16 protein-coding genes are annotated in these 16,247 nt (G+C 71.9%); 9 read left to right on the top strand and 7 right to left on the bottom strand.

What is annotated here, in order from left to right; all coding sequences use genetic code 11:
* The first annotated feature begins 57 nt into the window (after positions 1 to 57).
* Positions 58 to 1,827, top strand: a complete 1,770-nt coding sequence (locus ACPPVO_RS00615) for a beta-propeller domain-containing protein (RefSeq protein ID WP_426509162.1) — start codon at positions 58 to 60, stop codon at positions 1,825 to 1,827.
* Positions 1,828 to 1,986: 159 nt separating this feature from the next.
* On the opposite strand, the gene ACPPVO_RS00610 is transcribed toward ACPPVO_RS00615, so the two are convergent.
* Genes ACPPVO_RS00610 through mobA form a run of 3 tightly spaced genes read right to left on the bottom strand, consistent with a single transcriptional unit; the run spans position 1,987 to position 3,859 of the window.
* Positions 1,987 to 3,072 carry a T3SS (YopN, CesT) and YbjN peptide-binding chaperone 1 gene (locus tag ACPPVO_RS00610; protein WP_426509161.1) on the bottom strand — a complete coding sequence of 362 codons (1,086 nt, stop codon included), beginning with the start codon at positions 3,070 to 3,072 and terminating at the stop codon, positions 1,987 to 1,989.
* Positions 3,073 to 3,119: 47 nt separating this feature from the next.
* The gene (locus tag ACPPVO_RS00605) at positions 3,120 to 3,356 is read right to left on the bottom strand and encodes a DUF6457 domain-containing protein (protein WP_360367732.1); all 237 of its coding nucleotides are present in this window, start codon (positions 3,354 to 3,356) and stop codon (positions 3,120 to 3,122) included.
* Positions 3,353 to 3,859 (bottom strand): molybdenum cofactor guanylyltransferase, encoded by a 507-nt coding sequence (gene mobA, locus ACPPVO_RS00600; protein WP_426514481.1) that lies wholly within the window; start codon positions 3,857 to 3,859, stop codon positions 3,353 to 3,355. Before mobA ends, ACPPVO_RS00605 begins: the two co-directional genes overlap by 4 nt.
* A 362-nt stretch (positions 3,860 to 4,221) precedes the next feature.
* Here mobA and fdhD point away from each other — a divergent pair, with 362 nt between their 5' ends.
* Positions 4,222 to 5,400: a formate dehydrogenase accessory sulfurtransferase FdhD gene (fdhD, locus tag ACPPVO_RS00595; RefSeq protein ID WP_426509160.1), complete on the top strand. Its 1,179-nt coding sequence runs from the start codon at positions 4,222 to 4,224 to the stop codon at positions 5,398 to 5,400.
* 6 nt (positions 5,401 to 5,406) lie between these two features.
* Here fdhD and ACPPVO_RS00590 read toward each other — a convergent pair whose 3' ends face one another.
* The 4 genes from ACPPVO_RS00590 to ACPPVO_RS00575 form a co-directional block, all read right to left on the bottom strand.
* Entirely contained in the window at positions 5,407 to 6,561 is a 1,155-nt protein-coding gene (locus ACPPVO_RS00590) for a DUF4192 domain-containing protein (RefSeq protein WP_426509159.1), read from the bottom strand.
* A 200-nt stretch (positions 6,562 to 6,761) separates the two neighbouring features.
* On the bottom strand, positions 6,762 to 7,268 hold the full coding sequence (locus ACPPVO_RS00585) for a GNAT family N-acetyltransferase (protein ID WP_426509158.1): 507 nt from the start codon (positions 7,266 to 7,268) through the stop codon (positions 6,762 to 6,764).
* A gap of 273 nt (positions 7,269 to 7,541) precedes the next feature.
* Positions 7,542 to 7,742, bottom strand: coding sequence for a DUF397 domain-containing protein (locus ACPPVO_RS00580; RefSeq protein WP_360367743.1), 201 nt, complete (start codon positions 7,740 to 7,742; stop codon positions 7,542 to 7,544).
* A 28-nt stretch (positions 7,743 to 7,770) separates the two neighbouring features.
* A complete protein-coding gene (locus ACPPVO_RS00575; protein WP_426509157.1) occupies positions 7,771 to 8,571 on the bottom strand; it encodes a helix-turn-helix domain-containing protein in 801 nt (266 codons plus the stop codon).
* 213 nt (positions 8,572 to 8,784) lie between these two features.
* On the opposite strand from ACPPVO_RS00575, the gene ACPPVO_RS00570 reads away from it, so the two are divergent.
* From ACPPVO_RS00570 to ACPPVO_RS00540, 7 genes are all read left to right on the top strand, one after another.
* The gene (locus ACPPVO_RS00570) at positions 8,785 to 9,042 is read left to right on the top strand and encodes a hypothetical protein (protein ID WP_360367749.1); all 258 of its coding nucleotides are present in this window, start codon (positions 8,785 to 8,787) and stop codon (positions 9,040 to 9,042) included.
* A 9-nt stretch (positions 9,043 to 9,051) separates the two neighbouring features.
* Positions 9,052 to 9,231, top strand: a complete 180-nt coding sequence (locus ACPPVO_RS00565) for a hypothetical protein (protein ID WP_426509156.1) — start codon at positions 9,052 to 9,054, stop codon at positions 9,229 to 9,231.
* Between the two features lie 860 nt (positions 9,232 to 10,091).
* Positions 10,092 to 11,225, top strand: a complete 1,134-nt coding sequence (gene pdhA / locus ACPPVO_RS00560) for a pyruvate dehydrogenase (acetyl-transferring) E1 component subunit alpha (protein WP_360367752.1) — start codon at positions 10,092 to 10,094, stop codon at positions 11,223 to 11,225.
* Entirely contained in the window at positions 11,225 to 12,208 is a 984-nt protein-coding gene (locus tag ACPPVO_RS00555; RefSeq protein ID WP_426509155.1) for an alpha-ketoacid dehydrogenase subunit beta, read from the top strand. Before pdhA ends, ACPPVO_RS00555 begins: the two co-directional genes overlap by 1 nt.
* Positions 12,209 to 12,222: 14 nt before the next feature.
* Complete coding sequence (locus ACPPVO_RS00550; RefSeq protein WP_426509154.1) at positions 12,223 to 13,650, top strand: dihydrolipoamide acetyltransferase family protein; 1,428 nt, start codon at positions 12,223 to 12,225, stop codon at positions 13,648 to 13,650.
* A 519-nt stretch (positions 13,651 to 14,169) separates the two neighbouring features.
* Positions 14,170 to 14,304: a hypothetical protein gene (locus ACPPVO_RS00545; protein ID WP_360367761.1), complete on the top strand. Its 135-nt coding sequence runs from the start codon at positions 14,170 to 14,172 to the stop codon at positions 14,302 to 14,304.
* Between the two features lie 184 nt (positions 14,305 to 14,488).
* Positions 14,489 to 16,234 (top strand): LppU/SCO3897 family protein, encoded by a 1,746-nt coding sequence (locus ACPPVO_RS00540; protein ID WP_426509152.1) that lies wholly within the window; start codon positions 14,489 to 14,491, stop codon positions 16,232 to 16,234.
* Positions 16,235 to 16,247: the final 13 nt, after the last annotated feature.

Here is a 16,247-nt window from a genome sequence, read left to right as displayed (position 1 = left end):
GCCGTCACGCTGAGCGCCATCTGCCTGGTTCTTTCCGGGTGTACCGCTAAATCGGACTTGTCAGACATAGCGGCCGGCAGTGCCGCGGCCCCGCCGCTGCGCCTCGTCGCCTACGACGACTGCGCGGAGCTGGCGAAGGGCCTGCGGACCGCCACCGCGGAGGCCGTCGGGCCCTGGGGTTTCAACAACCTGCCCGGCGGCATGCGGACCATGCTCAACGGGGCGGTCCCGGAGGCGGCCCAGGACACCGCGGCCGCCAAGGGCGCGGACGACCAGGCGTTCTCGGGCACCAACAACCACGAGGCCGGCGTCGACGAGCCGGACGTGGTCAAGACCGACGGCAAGCGCATCGTCACCCTCGCCCGCGGCCGCCTGGTCGTGGTCGACGCCGCCTCGCGGAAGGTCACCGGCACGCTGGCGATGGACGGGGCGAGCAACGACGGCAAGATGGCCGTCGGCGCCGACCAGCTCCTGCTCGCCGGCGACCGCGCGCTGGTGCTCGGCTTCGACTACTCCGACCCGCGCGACGGCGGGCCGCTGCTCACGCTGGTCGACCTGGCCGGCGCGCCCAAGGTCCTGAGCACGTACCGCATCGACGGCGCCCTCGTCGACGCCCGCCAGGTCGGCAACGTCGCGCGGGTCGTGATCCGCTCGGCGCCGCGGATGGCGTTCCCGCAGTACGAGCAGTCCACGGACGAGGAGGCCCGGCTGGCCGCCAACCGCGCCGCCGTCGCCGCCGCGCCCGTGGAGGACTGGCTGCCGCGGTGGAGCTCGGTGGACGCCGCGGGCAAGCGGACCGATGGGCATGTCGACTGCGGTGCGGTACAGCTGCCGGCGACCTATTCGGGGACGTCGCTGCTCACCGTGGCCACCTTCGACCTCGGCGCAGCCGGCCTCGGCTCCGGCGAGCCCGTCTCGGTCGCGGCGGACGGCGGGATCGTCTACGCCAACGGCCCGAGCCTCTACGTCGCCAACGACCAGCGCTGGCGGGTCGTGGGGCCGATGGTCAAGCGGGGCGGCCCGGCGCCGGACCCGAAGACGCAGCTGTTCAAGTTCTCCATCGCCGGGCCCGGCCGGCCGAAGTACGTGGCGGCCGGCGAGGTGCCCGGGTGGCTGCTCAACCAGTACTCCATGTCGGAGTGGGACGGCCGCCTGCGGGTGGCGACGACCGCGAACGACGCCTCGACCGTCTACGTGCTCGAGCAGAGCGCCGGCACGCTCGCCGTCACGGGCCAGGTCGGCGGCCTGGGCAAGGGCGAGAAGATCTACTCGGTGCGGTTCATCGGCACCACCGGTTACGTGGTCACGTTCAAACAGACGGATCCGCTGTACACGCTGGACCTGAGCAACCCGGCGGCGCCCCGCACCCTCGGCGAACTCAAGATCACGGGGTACTCCGCCTACCTGCACCCGGCCGGCGACGGGCGCCTCATCGGCATCGGGCAGGAGGCGAGCCGGCAGGGCCGCCCGCAGGGGCTGCAGGTGTCGCTGTTCGACGTGCACGACCTGACCCAGCCGGCGCGACTGGCCCAGTTCCAGCTGCCCGGGTCCGGCTCGGCCGCCGAGTTCGACCCGCACGCGTTCCTGTTCTGGCCCACGACGGGCGCCCTGGTCGTGCCGGTCTGGGGCGACCAGCCCAGCGCCCTGGTGCTCTCGGTGCACGGCGACCAGCTCACCAAGGCCGGGACCATCCAGCACCCCGGCCGGTACTCGGCGATGCAGCGCTCGCTGGTGATCGGCGGGACGCTGTGGACGCTGTCGGACCAGGGCCTGCAGGCGAACGACCTCACGACGCTCGCCCAGCAGGCCTGGGTGCCTATCGTTTAGGGCCTGTTTCACACCTGGGTGGGAGCGAGGCGGAGTCCAGATTTCGGCTGCGCACCTCCCGCGAAGGCCCGGTTACAACACCGGTAGCCAGGCCTCCGCGGGAGGCACGCAGCCGAAATCTGGGCCCGCCGCAGCCCCGCCGCAGGTGTGAAACAGGCCCTATAGGTACATGCCCGTTCGCTCGCTCTCGCCGGCGATCGCAGGCTTCGGCTTGTCGCCCTCGCCGAAGAAGCGCTTGCCGCCGAACTCGCCGTGCAGGCGGTCGTCGAGCTCGTCCGCGAGCCCGGTCATCACCTGCACGGCGAGCATGAGGTGAGTGGCCTGGAAGTCGCGGCCGAACACCGGGACGCTGGCCCACACGGTGTCGTTGGTGCAGTACAGCCGGCCGATCGGCATCCGGTTGGTGAGCTCGGACAGCTTGACGTACAGGCGCTCGGTCGGCTCGATCTCGGTGAGGATCGGCGAGAACACGTCGACCAGCGGCGGGTTGTCGCGCACCCGCACGAACACCATCGCCGAGCCGGAGCGGATGCCGATGTCCCCGTCGGGGTCGATCGGCAGCTCCTCGGGCGTGGTCTTCATGAGCTTCGCGACGACCGTGGTCACCTTGTCGTACAGCGGCAGGTCCTCGGTCTGCTCGGCCAGGTCGGCGAGGGTGCCCGAGCCCGCCCGGACCACGTCGCCGATGCCGTCCACCAGTGACGAGAGCGAACGCGCCACGCCGAGCGCCGGCACCGGAGCGATGCGCCCCTCGGCGTCGTGCGCCAGATACGTCAGGAAGGCCGGGTGCGGGGTGCCGTAGATGTCCCGCAGCGTGCGCGTGATCAGCCGGCTCAGCCGCGGCGCCTCGCTCTTGCCGACCCGCAGGCCGAACGACTCGCCGGAGCCGGCCACGACCCCGGGCGGCGCCCAGCCGAGCGCGACGATCTCCGCGATGACGGTGCGGTCGAGCCGGTACGCGACGGGCAGGTCGGCATTGCTCACCGCCGTGGCCGCGAGCTGGTCTTCCTCCTCGCCGGTGACCTGGATCGAGTACACCGCGTCCCCGGTCCCGGAGGCCGTAGGATCGAGCGTCAGGTCGAGCGTGGTCCCGGGCGCGAGATCGCGCAGCGCGTCCACGAGCTGCCGCGCAAAGTCCCGCCAGGCCTCGGCCACCTTCTCCTTGAGGTTGCCGCCCACCGGGTCTTCGTCGTCGAACAACGCACTCTCGAACGCCGCGCCACTGTCGCCAGGCTCACCAGCCATGATCGCCTCCCTTTCCCCGCGCCCTCACCCTATCCAGAGTCGATCGCTCACTCGGCGCGGGTGGCCAGGCGGCTCAACTCGGCGCTCGTGGCCTGCGCATCCGCCCCGCGCCCGACCGCCAGCCCCAGCAGAAACGCGGTGAGCGGCGCCCCGGGCCGAGCCACGTTGTGCGCCACGTCCCGAGCGAGATCGAGCACCGCCTTCCGCACGGCGTCATCGGGCGCATCCACCCCAACCGCCGCGGCGGCCGTCTCCAACCACTGCCCGAGCACGTCCTCGCTCACAGCTCCACCCTCCGGAGATCTTCCTCGGTATCGCAGTCAAAGTACGGCGCCCGCTCCCCGTCCCACCGCACCTCACCGACGCTGAGCCCTTCGACGAGCCGCCGGAGCGACCCACCCTGCGTCTCCCCGAACCGCGCGATCGCCTGCCGCAGTGAGCCGGCCCGCCAAACCCCGCACAGCAGCTGCCGCCGCCCGCCTTCGTCCACAAAAAGGGCCCCGTCGTGCTCGTCGAGGTGGTCGAGAAGTACACGGATCGCCATGTCCGACAAATAGGGCATATCCGCCGCAAAGACCCCGATGTAGGCCGCGTTTTCCCCGACGTCCGCCACTCCGGCCGCCGCGGCGGCGACGGGCCCTCCGCCGGCGGGCTCTTCGCGCACGACCCGGACGCCGGCGGGCAACCCTTCCCGGGGCGGCCCGACCACGACAACGGGCTCGGCCCCGGCTTCGAGGACGGCCCGGACAACCCGGGCGAGCATGGAGACTCCCCCGACGGCAACCATGGGCTTGTCCCGCCCGTCGAGCCGCGAACCCCGCCCCCCGGCGAGAATGACCGCGGCGAGCTCGCTCCTCAGGTGGCCGTCAAGCACAACGAGAACTTACCGTCGGACGGGAACGCCCGTAACGCTGAAGGACGCCACCACCAGAAGGGCCGCACATGGGCCGCGTCACGCAACGCCGCACCATAGTCCGCGTCCACGTGTCATCCCCCGCCCCGCCGACACCGCCCCCCACGCCCCCGCTGCCTGAACCGCCGACTACAGCACCCACCAACGCCGCGTCACCGACACCCACTACGCCGCCGGCCATCATCGCCGCGCCGGCCGCCACCACGGGACCGCCGACATCCGCCACAGCACCGGCCATGATCGCCACCGTCCAACGCGAAACCGCCGGCGCACCGGAATCCTCCGACCCGGGGATCGCCACGGCACTCGGGACCGCCACGCCACTTCGGACCATCACAGCCGCCGGGACCATCACGGCGGCCGGGACCGCCACGGCCGCCGGGACCATCACGGCCGCCGGAACCGCCACGACCGGCGGAACCGCCACGACCGGCGGAACCGCCACGACCGGCGGAACCGCCACGACCGGCGGAACCGCCACGACCGCCGGGACCGCCACGACCGCCGGGACCGCCACGGCCGCGGGAACAGCCACGGCCGGCGGAACCGGGCGCGCGGAAGCCCTCAGCGCGCCCCAAGCCAGACGCACGGAACCCCTCAGCGCGCCCCAGACCCGGGTCGAAGCGCAAATCGGCCCGGACACGCTCGCCGCCGAGGAGCCACTCGAGATCCGAGTCGGCGGCGCCGCACTGGCCGTCACCATGCGCACCCCCGGCGACGACCTCGACCTGGCCATCGGCTTCCTGCTGACCGAGGGCGTGATCCGCCAGGCCGCCGACGTGGTCACGGCCAAACTGTGCGCGGGCGACGAGGAACCGAACTCGTACAACGTCGTGGACATCCGGCTGAGCGCCGACATCCCCGCGCCGGTCACTCAGCAGGCCGCCCGCAACTTCTACACCACCTCCTCGTGCGGGATCTGCGGCAAGGCGAGCATCGACGCGGTCCGGACCAGGTCGGCCTTCGACGTCAGCCGCGACCCCCTCACCGTCGCGCCCGAGATCCTGGCCGGCCTCCCCGACGCCCTCCGCCGCCGCCAGCGCGCGTTCGACACGACGGGCGGCCTGCACGCGGCGGGCCTGTTCACCCCCGGCGGCGAGCTCGTCTGCCTCCGTGAGGACGTGGGCCGGCACAACGCGGTCGACAAGGTCGTCGGCTGGGCCGTGCGCCAGGAGCGCCTCCCGCTCGAAGGCCACGTGCTCATGGTCAGCGGCCGGGCCAGCTTCGAGCTGTGCCAGAAGGCCTGGATGGCCGGCATCCCACTGCTCGCCGCGGTGTCCGCGCCGAGCACCCTCGCCGTCGACCTGGCGGCCGAGGCCGGCCTGACACTCGTCGGCTTCCTGCGGGGGGCCACGTTCAACGTCTACGCCTCCCCCCAACGCATCCAGGGCCTACCGCCCCTACCGGGCCGATGACACCGCTCACCGCGCCGGCCTCCCGCCGTCGTGGCCGGCCTCCCCGGCGACGCCGAGCCCCGAGCACAGCCGAGCCCGCGGCCCCGACCCGTCCGGAGCCGGAGTGTGCGGCGAGAACGTCAGCGCCCGGGCGCCGACCCTCCGCGTGACCCGCCGGCGCCGGAGCCGCCCGATGGGCGGCACCTGCCGCGGCGACAGCCCGCGCCCGAGGATCTCCGCCATGAGCCCGGCCGCCGAGTACCCGGGGTCGGCGTCCAGCGCCCGATCCAGCGCCAGCGAGGCGTGCAGGCCGTTGCCGGTGCGCCAGGACAGGTACGCCAGCAGCGTCGCCGCCGGAGCGCACGCCGACGGCTCGCAGCGGCGCACCAGGTCGGTCCACAGCCGCTGGTGCGCCTCGCCCGGCCCGTCGGTGCGGCGCACGTCGCGGTCCAGGCGCTCCCACGCGCGGTCGCGGAAGTCGACGACGAGGAGCAGGACCTGCAGCCAGGCGACCTCGTCGTCGGTCAGGCGCCGCCCGGCCGCGTAGCACTCGAGGGCCGCGTCCAGGGCGACCCGGCCCGCGGCCACGACCGCCGCCCGGACGCCGGCCCGGTCGCGGTCCGCGACGAGCCGCAGCACCCGCAGGTGGGCCCGGTTGCCGGCCTCCTCCATCGCCTCGAGCGCCGGCCCCACCGGGCCCGCGAACGCGGCGGCGACGGCGGCCCGGTCCGGCAGCGCGACCAGCCCGGCCAGCGTGGCCTCCGCGGCCGCGATCGACGTCGCCGGGTCGAACTCGCGACCCTCCGGCGGGCAGCAGCCGGGCACCTCGCACAGCAGCGACCAGAACCGCCCCTCGTACGTGCGCAGCATGTCCAGCACCGCGATGCCCCGGGTGCTCATCGCCGCGCTCACCGTGCGCAGGAAGGGCTCGGCCCGCTCGGGTGGCCCGTACCCGATCAGGAGCGCCCCGTCGATCGCGTTGCGCCGGAACAGGCGGCCGTAGTGCTCGGCCAGCACCGCGGCGGCGTCATGGTCGTCGGGCAGGTCGCCGCGCAGCTGGAGGTGCAGCCCGGAGCCGCGCAGGCCGAGCGCGACAAGGCTGTCGACGGGGTGGAACCCCATGAGGTAGGGCATGGCCGAGAGGAGCTCGGCGGGTCCGCGCAGTCGCAGTCGGGAAGCCATGCGGACGAGCCTTCTCCGGCCGCAACGCCGCCGGAAGCCCGAGTTCCCGCCTGTGGACAACGCGCCCGTCGCCGTCCACAGGGCCTTGCGCAGCACCGCGCCATGCCGTTACCGCACGACGCAAAATGGTCACGCACCGCAATAATACGAAATATCCGATAAGTCGTGGCGCGAAGCGCCCGACTTATCGCAAAAACCCCTCAGTACCGAAACCGCAGATCGTGAAGATCGATCCCATCCCGAAACCCGGAAGACCGAGCCGGCTGCAGATCAATCGTCAGCGTCACCCGAGCCAACGCGTCATAACCGGCCGCATGCAGGCACCGGATCGCGTCGAGGTTCCGCGCCGAGGGCGAGATGCTCAGCTCCCCGAGCCCCCGCCGCCGCGCCTGGTCGGCAACGTGCGACAGCAGCGTCCGGCCGATGCCCTCACCCCGCCGGGAGGAGGCGACGACCAGCGGCTCGACCTCCCCGCCCCGGCCGTCGAGCAGCAGCCCGACCATGCCGGCCACCCCGCCGCCCACGTCGGCGGCCACCCACATCCCGGACAGGTCCAGCCGGGTGAGGTACTCCTCGAAGGCCGCCCCCGAGTCGTCATCCGACACCGCTCCGTAAAGCCCCGCGTCGGCCGCGGTCATCTCGGCCCACAACTGACGGCACTCGCGATGATCGGTCGGACGGTACGACCGAACCGTGAGCGCGGACACCTGCGTAGCCGGCGACACCTGAGTGCTCATAACTCATAGTTACTCCGTTCAGCCCGCTCGCGACACCCACATCGCAGGATTGCTACCCGGCCCGATTCGCCACTTTTCGCGGCATCGCGCTACTGAAGACCTTGAAGTAGGCCCGGCCCGTAAATGCGGGATAACATCGGAAACGGCTCGCAGCTACGACGAAGGGACGACCCGGTCGGGGGCCGTCCCTTCGCTGTTCACAGAGCCGTTCACACCGCCCCGACAGAAGGGCGGGAGATCACGTTACGGAAGGCGGAATTCGCCGTCCACGTCGACCGCGGCGATGAAGGTGTCCCATTCCGCGCGGGTGAAACGCACCAGGCCCGCGTCGGGGGAGTTGGAGTTGCGGACCTCGACGACGCCGTCGACGAACCGCGCTTCGACGCACTGTCCGTTGTTACCGCTTCGCGTGGCCTTGTGCCACTGCTCGTTCAGCGCAGCCATCTGCGCACTCCTTTGGGTTGGGCCGGACTCAGTTCGCAGAATCCTCGATCATTTTGATCGACTCCAACGGGCTGAGTGCGGCAGCTCGCAGATTCTCGAACACGTCGGCATACCGCTGCACATCATCGGCGGCCGGATAGATGTCACCGGTCATGGCCTCGGCGTACACGACGCTTGGTGCATCTTGGAACTTGAGAATCGCGAACGATCCGGCCATGCCGGCATATGCCCCTCCGGAGAAGGGCAGGACCTGGACCGTCACGTTTCTCGCCCGGCCCATGTCGGCCAGGTGCTTGAGCTGCGACCGCATGACGTCCGGCCCCCCGATGCTGCGCCGGATGACGCTCTCGTCGAGGACCGTGATGAGCTGCAGCGGCTGGTCCGCGCGGCTGAGCAGGTTCTGCCGCTCGCGGCGCGCCTTGACGTGCGCCTCGACGGCATCCTCGGACTCGGTGGTCGAGGCGGCGAGCAGGGCGCGGGTGTACTCCTCCGTCTGGAGCATCCCGGGCACCACGAGCGCCTCGTAGTCGCGCATCTCGATCGCGCTGGACTCCAGCCCGATGTAGCGGGAGTAGCTCGCGGGCAGATCTCCGTAGCGGGCGAACCAGCCCCGGGTCTTGCCCTGCCGCGCGAGCACGATCAATGTGTCGATCTGTCCTTGATCAGTGACTTCGTAGATCTGCAGCAGGCGTTCCAGCGTGCTGCGCCGGATTCCGACCTTGCCGCCTTCCATCCGGCTGATGGTGCTGGGTGAGCAGTCCAGCTGCAGGCCGACGTCCTCCGTGGTGAGCCGGGCCTTCTCGCGCAACTCGCGCAGTTGCTTGCCCAACTGGAAACGGGGGAACGTGGGGCTGTGGGCGCTGGACACCGCTCACCTCCATTACTCAAGACGAGTGTGTCCGCTACCGGTGTGCTGCGCAAGCGCGGGTTGGGCAAGCCGTTGCCTTGCTCTACTCAAGTTCGCAACTGCGTATTGCCGCGCGAAACCTGCACGTGCATTCTGGTGGCGTGAGATCGCACCTCGGCCGGAGGGAGATCAGAGGTGTTCGAGGACGACACGCTCCTGCTCGAAGGGGCACCCCGGCTCTTCGGCATTGTCGCTGATCCACTCGACGACGACCATCCCGAAGTCGTGGCCTGGGGACACGAGCTGCCCGATCAGGCGGTGCTCACCTGGCGTCTCGGCAACGGCCAGACCGAGGTCGCGGTGTTCCGCTCGGCCGAGGCCGCGCTGGCCACGGCCCAGCAGCTCTATAACGCGCGCCTGCTGTGGACCGCGCCCGCGGCCCAGGGTGTCTGAGGAGTGTCAGTGGCGGTCATCTACGACCACGCGGTCACGGACGCCCGGCGCCGTGTGGAGCAGCACCAGCCCGTCACCGGCCGGGCCACCACGGGCTGCACGGCGGGGTGCCCGCAGTGGCCCTGCAAGCCCTTCGTCACCGCATGGGCCGTCGTGACGCGCAACTCGAACACGCGGGCCGGACGGTAGACCCCCGAACGCCGGATCGGCCGACCGGAAATGCCCGATCGACCGACCCTGATGGATACCCGATTCTTTGATCTTGTCGTCCCATCCGGGCCAGGCCCGGTCCTGAATCGGTGGCTCCTCCGTCGGCGCCGGCGGCGGGGAGACCTCGGCCGAGGAATGGCGGGGCGTTCTGCCCGGGGTACCGACGCCACCTCCCGATCCTCCGGAACCCTGTGTGGACCTTGGCGTCGCGCGGGGTCGCAGTGGCTGCTGGGGCGCGGTCGGCACGGCGCCGAGCGAGTGGCGGCCCGCCGGCCCCGAGGCGTGCAGGCCGGACGTCGGGCCCGAACCGACCACGACCGGACCCGGCTGCGGGTCGGCGACGACGGGCGCGCGGGTCGGCGGGGCACTCTCCAGCGTCGCGCTCCCGGCCACCACGACGATCATGGTCGGGACCGAGGTGAGCAGGACCAGCAGCGCGGAGATCAGCAGCGGCCGCCGGTTGGGCGAGAACAGCCGATGGTTGCGCACGTCCGAAGACAACGGAACTCCAAACCTAGCGGGGTCATTCGGACTAACGCGACGTAACGCGGAGAGGATCTGCCCGGCCTTGGGGGATTTTTCGGGATTAGCCCGCCGGTGGGGCACGACTCCATGGTGTCGACCGACACGCCTTCTGCGATGCTGGACACACACCGGCAACGGGGCCGTAGCCTCCGCATACCCTGCGAGGCAGAGCCCGGGGCCGGTCCCTGTGGGCACGATGCGAGTCGTGTCCACATGCGACGTGCCGACCCCACCGGGTCGCCGCGTGGCAGACACCCCCGCCGCGCGGCAGGGCAACCCCCGCTGCCGACGCGAAAGACGACAGGGAGATACGGATGGCGAAGGGCGAAGTCAAGGCCCGGGCGTCAGGAACACGGGCCGCGCCGGAACCCGCGTTCGTGCAGCTGCTCACCCCCGAGGGCGACCGGGTCGAACACCCCGACTACGCGGTCGACTTCACCGACGACGAGTACCGCGCGCTGTACCACGACCTCGTCGTGGTCCGGAAGCTCGACGCCGAGGCCACCGCCCTGCAGCGCCAGGGCGAGCTGGGCATCTGGGCGAGCCTGCTGGGCCAGGAGGCGGCCCAGGTCGGCTCCGGCCGGGCCCTGCGCGCGCAGGACATGGCGTTCCCCACGTACCGCGAGCACGGCGTGCTGTACACCCGCGGCATCGACCCGATCATGCCGTTGAGCCTGTTCCGGGGGGTCGACCAGGGCGCCTGGGACCCGAACGAGTGCAAGTTCAACATGTACACGATCGTCATCGGCGCACAGACGCTGCACGCGACCGGCTACGCCATGGGCATCACCAAGGACGGCAAGGTCGGCTCGGACGACGGCGAGGCGGTCATCGCGTACTTCGGCGACGGCGCCACCAGCCAGGGCGACGTGAACGAGGCCTTCATCTGGGCGTCGGTCTTCAACGCGCCGCTGGTGTTCTTCTGCCAGAACAACCAGTACGCCATCTCGGAGCCGCTCGAGCGCCAGACCCGCGTCCCGCTGTACCACCGGGCCAGCGGTTTCGGCTTCCCCGGCCTCCGGGTGGACGGCAACGACGTGCTCGCCTGCTACGCGGTCACCCGCAAGGCGCTGGACGACGCGCGGCACGGCCAGGGCCCGTCCCTGATCGAGGCGTACACGTACCGCATGGGGGCGCACACGACCTCCGACGACCCGACCCGCTACCGCATCGCGAGCGAGGTCGAGGCCTGGCAGGCGAAGGACCCCATCAAGCGGCTCCGGGCGTTCCTGACCAAGCAGGGCATGGCGAAGGACGACTACTTCGACGCCATCGACGAGGAGGCCCGCGTGGCCGCCGTCAACCTGCGGGAACGCGTGCTCTCGATGCCGGACCCCGACCCGATGACGCTGTTCGATCACGTGTACCCGCACGGCTCCCCCGAGCTCGCGCAGCAGAAGGAACAGTTCGCCAAGTACCTCGCGTCCTTCGAGGGGAGTGGGCACTGATGGCCGCCGCGGAGAACCTCACGATCGGCAAGGCGCTCAACACCGGCCTGCGCCGCGCCATGGAGCGCGACGACAAGGTGCTGATCATGGGCGAGGACGTCGGCAAGCTCGGCGGCGTCTTCCGCATCACCGACGGGCTGCAGAAGGACTTCGGCGACGAGCGGGTCATCGACACCCCGCTGGCCGAGTCGGGCATCATCGGCACGGCGGTGGGCCTCGCGATCCGCGGGTACCGCCCGGTCTGCGAGATCCAGTTCGACGGGTTCGTCTACCCGGCGTACGACCAGATCGTCTCCCAGGTCGCCAAGATGCACTACCGCTCCGGCGGCAAGCTCAGCCTGCCGATCGTCATCCGCATCCCGTTCGGCGGCGGCATCGGCGCGGTCGAGCACCACTCGGAGTCCCCGGAGGCGTACTTCGCGCACACCGCCGGCCTCAAGGTCGTCTCGCCCTCGAACCCCGACGACGCGTACTGGATGATCCAGCAGTCGATCGAGTCCGACGACCCGATCGTCTTCATGGAGCCCAAGCGCCGGTACTGGGAGAAGGGCGAGGTCAACGTCGACGCGGCCACGCTGCCGCTGCACACCTCGCGCATCGCCCGGGCCGGCACCGACGTCACCGTGATCGCCTACGGCCCGATGGTCCGCACCGCCCTGGACGCGGCCACCGCCGCGGCCGATGACGGTCGCTCCATCGAGGTCATCGACCTGCGGACGCTCTCGCCCCTGGACATGGCGCCGGTGTACGCCTCCGTGCGCCGCACCGGCCGCGCGGTCGTCGTGCACGAGGCGCCGGGCAACCTGGGCCTCGGCTCGGAGATCGCGGCCCGGATCACCGAGGAGTGCTTCTACTCCCTCGAGGCCCCGGTCCTGCGCGTCACCGGCTTCGACACCCCGTACCCGGCCGCGCGCCTGGAGGAGGAGTACCTTCCGGACCTCGACCGGGTGCTCGACGCCGTCGACCGCTCGTTCGGGTTCTAGGGGGCCACGCGCAGATGACCAGGGTCAAAGAGTTCAACCTGCCCGACCTGGGCGAGGGTCTCACCGAGGGCGAGATCCTCAAGTGGCTGGTGGCCGAGGGCGACACGATCACCCTCAACCAGCCGATCGTCGAGGTCGAGACGGCCAAGGCCGCGGTCGAGATCCCGGCGAAGTGGGCCGGCAAGGTCACCCGGATCTTCCACGCCGAGGGCACCATGGTCGAGGTCGGCCAGCCGATCATCGCGATCGACACCGACCCGGGCGCGGGCGACCTGCCCGCCGACCTGCCCACCCCCTCGGCCGCGTCGCTGGCGGCCGTCGAGGTGGCCGGCGACGGCCCGGTCGAGCCCGGCCTGATCGGCGGCCCCGCGCCGGGCGGCCGCACCGCGGTGCTGGTGGGCTACGGCCCGAGAACGACCGCGGCCAAGCGCCGGCCCCGCGTGGGCTCTCCAGAAAAACCCGCAGCGGTACCAACTGAGCCCACACCACCCGCCCCGGCCCCCGCGCCCGCAGTCCCGGCCGCGGCCCCGACGGCCCCGGTTCCGGCAGGCCTCGCGTACCCGCCGGCCCGCAACGGCGCCGTGCTCGCCAAGCCCCCGGTGCGCAAGCTGGCCCGGGACCTCGGCGTGGACCTGGCCGCGATCGCGGGCACGGGCCCGTCGGGCTCGATCACCCGCGACGACGTGCTCGGCGCCCAGGCCGGCGCCCAGCCCGCCGCCGCCGCGCCGACCCGGGCCCCGGGCGAGCGCGAGGAGCGCATCCCGGTCAAGGGCGTGCGCAAGCTGACCGCCGAGAACATGGTGGCCAGCGCGTTCACGGCCCCGCACGTGACCGAGTTCCTGACGGTCGACGTGACCCGGTCGATGAAGGCCCTGGAGCGGCTCAAGGCGCACCGCGACTGGCGGGACGCGCGGGTCTCGCCCCTGCTCATCGTGGCGAAGGCGTGCCTGCTGGCGCTGCGCCGGTACCCGATGGTCAACTCCACCTGGGCCGGCGACGAGATCGTGGTCAAGCACTACGTCAACCTGGGCATCGCGGCCGCCACCCAGCGCGGCCTCATCGTGCCGAACATCAAGGACGCCCAGGACCTGACGACCCGCGAGCTCGCCGAGGCGATGACCGCCCTGGTCGGCACCGCGCGGGAGGGCAAGACCCCGCCGTCCGACATGGCGGGCGGCACCTTCACGATCACGAGCGTCGGCGTCTTCGGCATCGACTCGGGCACCCCGATCCTGCCCCCGGGCGAGTCGGCGATCCTGGTCTTCGGCGCGGTACGCGAGCAGCCCTGGGTCCACAAGGGCAAAATCAAGATCCGCCAGGTGACGACCCTGGGCCTGTCGTTCGACCACCGCATCATCGACGGCGAGCTGGGCTCCAAGTTCCTCCGTGACGTGGGAGCGTTCCTGGAGGACCCGGAGGGCTCGCTACTCGCCTGGAGCTGACCGACTGCTGGTTCTGTACCCCGTGGCCTCGCGCACCCGCGCGGGGCCACAGGCACGTCCGGGTGCGCTCAGCGATAAGTCGGGCGCTCCGCGCCGCGACTTATCGGATTTATACCCCGACGGGTCTTAAATCCGGTTCGGGGAGTTCGTGGGCATTCTTGGAGCCGCCGGCTGGTCAGCACCGGGCCGCCGCCAGGCCCGGCGCCGCCGCGGCCGCCACTGACCCGGCCCTGCGCCGGCCCCGCCTCCCGTAATCGGTGGGACATCGCTGCGGCCCTCGACGCCGAGCGGACGGTTCCACGACCCCGGGCCGCAGGCCAATCCGCGCGCAGTGGACTGCCCCGGGGAGCGCTCCCGGTGTCACATGGCCGACGAACTGGGCGTTTACGCTGGACAGGAGCCTACGAATCAACGGCGGGTGGGCGGCGTCACCTTGTATTCGCTGGCTATGGATCACCGATCGGGCGTGTAATGGATGAGAGGCAAGGACATCCCTTACACGCCCCCTGAGGAGCCACAATGAGCACCCTGTTCGAGCGGATCAAGGCCCGTCGCAACGCCGCGCGTCGCATGGACGCCATCGAGCGCGCCATCGCCAAGAACCCGTCCAGCGCCCTGCGCGATGAGCTCTACGCCATGATCAACCGCAATTAGGCCGGCCAAGTCGTTGCGCCGCCGCCCGCACCGCCCCGGTCCGAACCTCCTCGGACCGGGGCGGTTGTGCATCTGTTGTCCGGTCCTGGTTTGCTGAGCATCCGAACCGACGAACCTCGGTACCGGCTCTGGGATGTCACACTCCGGTCGACTACGGTCGGGGTCTGACCAACAGGAGGCATGCATGACGTCCGACCAGCAGCACCCGTCCGAGCAGCCGGACGAGGCTGCGGCCAGCACGCCCCCGCCCGGCCGCCCCCCGGCCGTGCGCGCGAAGGCGTCGGTCCCCGTCCCGTCGTCGCCCGCCCCGAACCAGCCCGGCCCGAACCCCGCCGACGCGGACCCCGCCGCCCGCCCCGGCCCGTTCCCGCCTTCGGGCCCCACGCCACCGCCGGCATACCCCCCGGCGCCCCCCTACCCACCGGCCGCCGGCGCCGCCGCGGTGCAGCCCGCATCCGCCCCGCCCTACCCGCCGTCCCCGTCATCCGCACCGCCGTACCAGCCGGCGCCTTCCTCGGCCCCGCCGTACCAGTCGGCCCCGTCGTACCAGCCGGCCCCGTCGTACCCGCAGGCTCCGTCGTCGGCCCCGCCATACCCGCCGGCCGCCGCATCGGTGCCGCCCCCCGCGTCCGCGCCGCCTTTCGCCCCGCCCGTGACGTCCGCGCCGCCCTTCCCGCCGCCGGTGACCTCCGCCCCGCCGTATCCGCAGGCCGCCGCGGCACCCCCGCCGGTGCCCGCATCGCCGGCCCCGCAGTTCCCGATGCCGGCCCAGGCCCTCCCGAACATCCCGAACCCGACCGGCGTCCCCGGCACCATCGGCTCGGCCGACACCCCGAGCGCCTCGGGCTCGGCGCGGGTCCCCGGCGCGAGCGGCTCGGCGAGCGTCCCGCCCGCCAGCGGCTCCGCGAGCGTCCCGCCGGCCAGCGGCTCGGCAAGCGTCCCCGGCGCGAGCGGATCCGCCAGCGTCCCGGGCGCAAGTGGTTCCGCCGGCGTCCCCGGTGCAAGCGGCTCGGCCAGCATCCCCACCTCGGGAGCCGCCACCTACGGCTCGGCTGCCGGCCCCACCTCGGGCGCGGCAACCTACGGCTCAGCCGCCGGCCCCACCTCGGGATCCGGCACCACGTACGGCTCGGCGAGCGTCCCGACCACCTACGGCCAGCCCACGACGTACGGCCAGAGCCCAGCCCCAGCCCCCGGCGGCAGCTTCCCCGGATTCACCCCAGCCGCCCCGGACCAGCCCGAACCCGCCGCCGACCCGAACCCGTGGGCCCCGGCATCAGGCGCATCAGGCGCCGGCGCGGCCGGATCCGCCAAGGTCCCCGCCCCCGAGGTCCCCGCCCCGGTCAACCTGGGCCAGATCCCACAGGAGGCGGGCCCGCGCACGTACGGCGCGAGAGCCCAGGTCAGCCCCACCTCCGCCCCGCCGTTCCCGAGCCAGCCGATGGGCGCGGGCCCGGTGAGCGGCGCCGGCACGTACCAGACGTCGGCCCCGCCCGCGACCGGCCAGTTCCCCACGTCCGGCGCCCCCCGGTTCGGCGACCTGGTCACCATGCCCGGCGAGAACCCGCCCGACGCCCCGCCCATCGACGGCGCCCCGCTCCCGACCCCGGAGCCGCCGGTCAAGAGCCGCCGCGGCCTGCTCATCGGCCTGCTCATCGTGGGCGCGGTGTTCCTGCTCGCGGTCGCCGGCACGGCCATCGTGGTGAAGATCAGCAACGCCGGCGGTACCAGTTTCGCGGTCAACTCGTGCGTCAAGCAGGACGGCGACTCGGCGACCGGCGTCGACTGCGGCAACAAGGACGCGTTCAAGATCGTGTCGAAGGTCGACAAGCCCGAGAGCTGCTCCGACGCCAGCCAGCCGTACATCGTGCTCCAGCACAAGGGCGAGAAGGACCAGGTCCTCTGCCTCCGCCCGGCCAACCAGAAATAACGGAAATAACAGA

Source organism: Dactylosporangium sp. McL0621 (genome assembly GCF_049995355.1).
Taxonomy (GTDB): Bacteria; Actinomycetota; Actinomycetes; order Mycobacteriales; family Micromonosporaceae; genus Dactylosporangium.
The sequence above is the reverse complement of the archived record's forward strand: the minus strand, read 5'-3'. Positions and strand labels throughout refer to the sequence as shown.